Here is a 2,702-nt window from a genome sequence, read left to right as displayed (position 1 = left end):
ATTTAAGATTTCTGTTTTCTTTTTGTCATTCTTTATATTTTCGGTTAACCATTTTGTGCTTACATCACCGTAAGCTCCTTCCAAATATACATTGGTTACTCCGTATTTCTTATCAAACATTTCTATTATGTTACTGATATTCTTCTGTACTTGCGGATGGCAATGTAAATCCTGTATATTTATTATTACTCTGTCGGTTCCTGCAAAGTGGCTTTTGGTTATTTTTCCGTAACTGTAGGGCAATATAAAATCCGTAAATATTTGTTTGTATTGTGTTGCATCTACCGTCGGCATTGCAGCTACCGCTACTGCATCGCGACAGACCGAGGACATAAAAAAGCAAACAATTACAAAAATTGCAAGCATTTTTTGTAGCTGAGTAGCTGAGAAGCTGAAAAGCTGAAAAGTTTTCAAATTAGTAATTAACGACGATAAATTTTTTAATATTTTCATAATGCCCCCTAAAAAGGAAAACCGACTTGCAATTACTACTATGCAAGCCGGTTTAATATTCTATATTTTTTATTTAATATTACTGCTATTGTATCTTTTATTCTTACTACCAATATAGCAAACAATACAAAAAATAATATTCCCATATTTGTTGCTATGTTACTGAAGTTTACTCCAATATTTCTACAAACATCGTATAGTTTATTTTTACTTTCATAAATTAAATATGACAAATTTAAATTTAATGTTTCAATTTGACTGCTTGTGCCGGTTTGTATTATTATTGCATTATCTGCCGATGTATTTACCGGAGTTGATGATTCGCCATCCTTTTGTTGAGTTTTTTGCTTTGATAACTGAGCTTCCGCCAATGTTGATATATTAAAATTACTTAAAATAGAATTTACTACCGACATTACTACATTTGAATACTTGTCGTAAAAATTTGTTTGAACAGTATTTACAACACAGCTTAATGCCGATATAAAACTACTTCTTATTTCCTGACTTTTGGGAATAAAAATATTAAACAATAAAACACTCATCAAAAATATACTTAGTATTTTTTTGAGACATATCGACGACGAATTATTAATATTTACAAATTCAAATACTTTCATTACATCATAATTATAGCATATTTTTATTAGATGTCAATGTTTTAATTGTAAAAAAAATGTGAAAAATTATAAAAAATTTGATTTGCAATTTTTGTAGCTGAAAAGCTGAAAACAGCGATGTATAATTTACAATATAGAATGTATAATTAACAGCAAGCGGCAAACAACAATAACGGCACGGGATTGATATTTTGGTTATTTTTTCATATTATCATATATAATAATGTAATAAAACGGAGATAATAATATGAAAAAAGTGTTATTTATTATTGCTTTTATATTCTTTTTCAATGATTTATTTGCAGGGCTTTCGGTAGACCCGGCAGTAACAAATGTTAAAATAAAGCCATCCAAACAGTATAAAGGAGAATACAGCGTAACAAATACTTATACAAAACCGATTGATATAACAATTGAAATTGAAGATTGGAATAGTTTTAACGGTAATGAAGGTTTAACCGTTCAAGATTGGTTTCAAATTGAAAACACGGCTTATGCACTTGCCGCAGGGCAAACAATTACAATACCTTACACGGTTTCAATAAAAGATAACTTAAAAGGTTCAATATCTGCAAGACTTACATTTTTTGTAGATAAAAACAAACAAAATCTTATAGTGTCGGTATCCGTTCCGCTATATGTTACGGTTTCCGGAACGGAAATACTTGATTTTGATATTGAAAATATATCTTTATTTAATGAAAACGGAAATATTTTATTTAAAGCAGATATAATAAATAAAGGAAATATCCATATACGCCCAAGTTTTTATGCCGAAATATATGATTATAAAAAAGAAAAATTGATTAAAAAAGTAAACATTCCGGAAGAGTTGCCGGTTTATGCTCAAAAAACACGACAATTACAAAACAAATTATTTTCAAATACGGACTTACAAAAAGGAAAATACCACCTTGTATTGAAAACAAGAGCACTTACAAAAGAAATTACAAAAGAATTAACTTTTAAACTTTCGGAAGAAGGAACAATTACATTTAATACTTTATAAAATTTGTTCCTTTAACATAAGTTTTAATTCCTGTTCTATCTTATCGTCAATAGCCCCGAGTTTTTTTAGAATTTCTTTTGACATTACAAGTGCACCCGCACCTTCACCGGAAGAAACATTTTGTATTCCGCTTTTTCTTAACCTTTTTGCCTGGCTTAAGAAAGTTGTATGCGCAAGTATCCATACTCTCGGGTTTAAAGAAGATGCCACTTGTATTATTTCTTCAACAGGTGCCGACGGTGCCGAAACTATAAATGCTTCCGCCGTTTCAATACCTGCCCTTATTAAAATTTCGGTTTGTGTAGCATCACCGTAAATAGCACAAAGCCCTCCTTTCTTTTCTTTGTATATCGCACGCACTGTATCAACATTCATTTCAATAATAATTACATTTATACCGTTTTTAAGGAGAATACCGGTGATGGCCTTACCTACGGGGCCGTAGCCGACTACTATAACATTTTTTTCTTCTTTATTTATAATAACATCATTATTTACCGAAGCCCCTTGAAAATTTTTATATTTTGATAATTTTTTTAATAAAGAAGGAACCGTTTTATAAGTTATTGTATTTAAAGTAATTGATATTATTGAAACACAAATAATTGCAACACTTGCCT

4 protein-coding genes are annotated in these 2,702 nt (G+C 29.9%); 1 reads left to right on the top strand and 3 read right to left on the bottom strand.

What is annotated here, in order from left to right:
- A partial coding sequence (locus ACMUOV_RS00940; RefSeq protein WP_413852897.1) for a hypothetical protein occupies positions 1-453 on the bottom strand: 453 nt, incomplete at its 3' end.
- Between the two features lie 38 nt (positions 454-491).
- Entirely contained in the window at positions 492-998 is a 507-nt protein-coding gene (locus ACMUOV_RS00935) for a hypothetical protein (protein WP_413852895.1), read from the bottom strand.
- A 322-nt stretch (positions 999-1,320) separates the two neighbouring features.
- Here ACMUOV_RS00935 and ACMUOV_RS00930 point away from each other — a divergent pair, with 322 nt between their 5' ends.
- Entirely contained in the window at positions 1,321-2,082 is a 762-nt protein-coding gene (locus ACMUOV_RS00930) for a hypothetical protein (protein WP_413852893.1), read from the top strand.
- Here the strand turns inward: ACMUOV_RS00930 and ACMUOV_RS00925 are convergent.
- Positions 2,077-2,702 (bottom strand): NAD-binding protein (locus tag ACMUOV_RS00925; protein WP_413852891.1); only part of this gene is annotated, 626 nt, incomplete at its 5' end. The genes ACMUOV_RS00930 and ACMUOV_RS00925 overlap by 6 nt on opposite strands.

The organism is Candidatus Ruminimicrobium bovinum (assembly GCF_902760015.1).
Lineage (GTDB): Bacteria > Elusimicrobiota > Endomicrobiia > Endomicrobiales > Endomicrobiaceae > Ruminimicrobium > Ruminimicrobium bovinum.
This window is presented reverse-complemented; position numbering and strand designations above follow the sequence as displayed.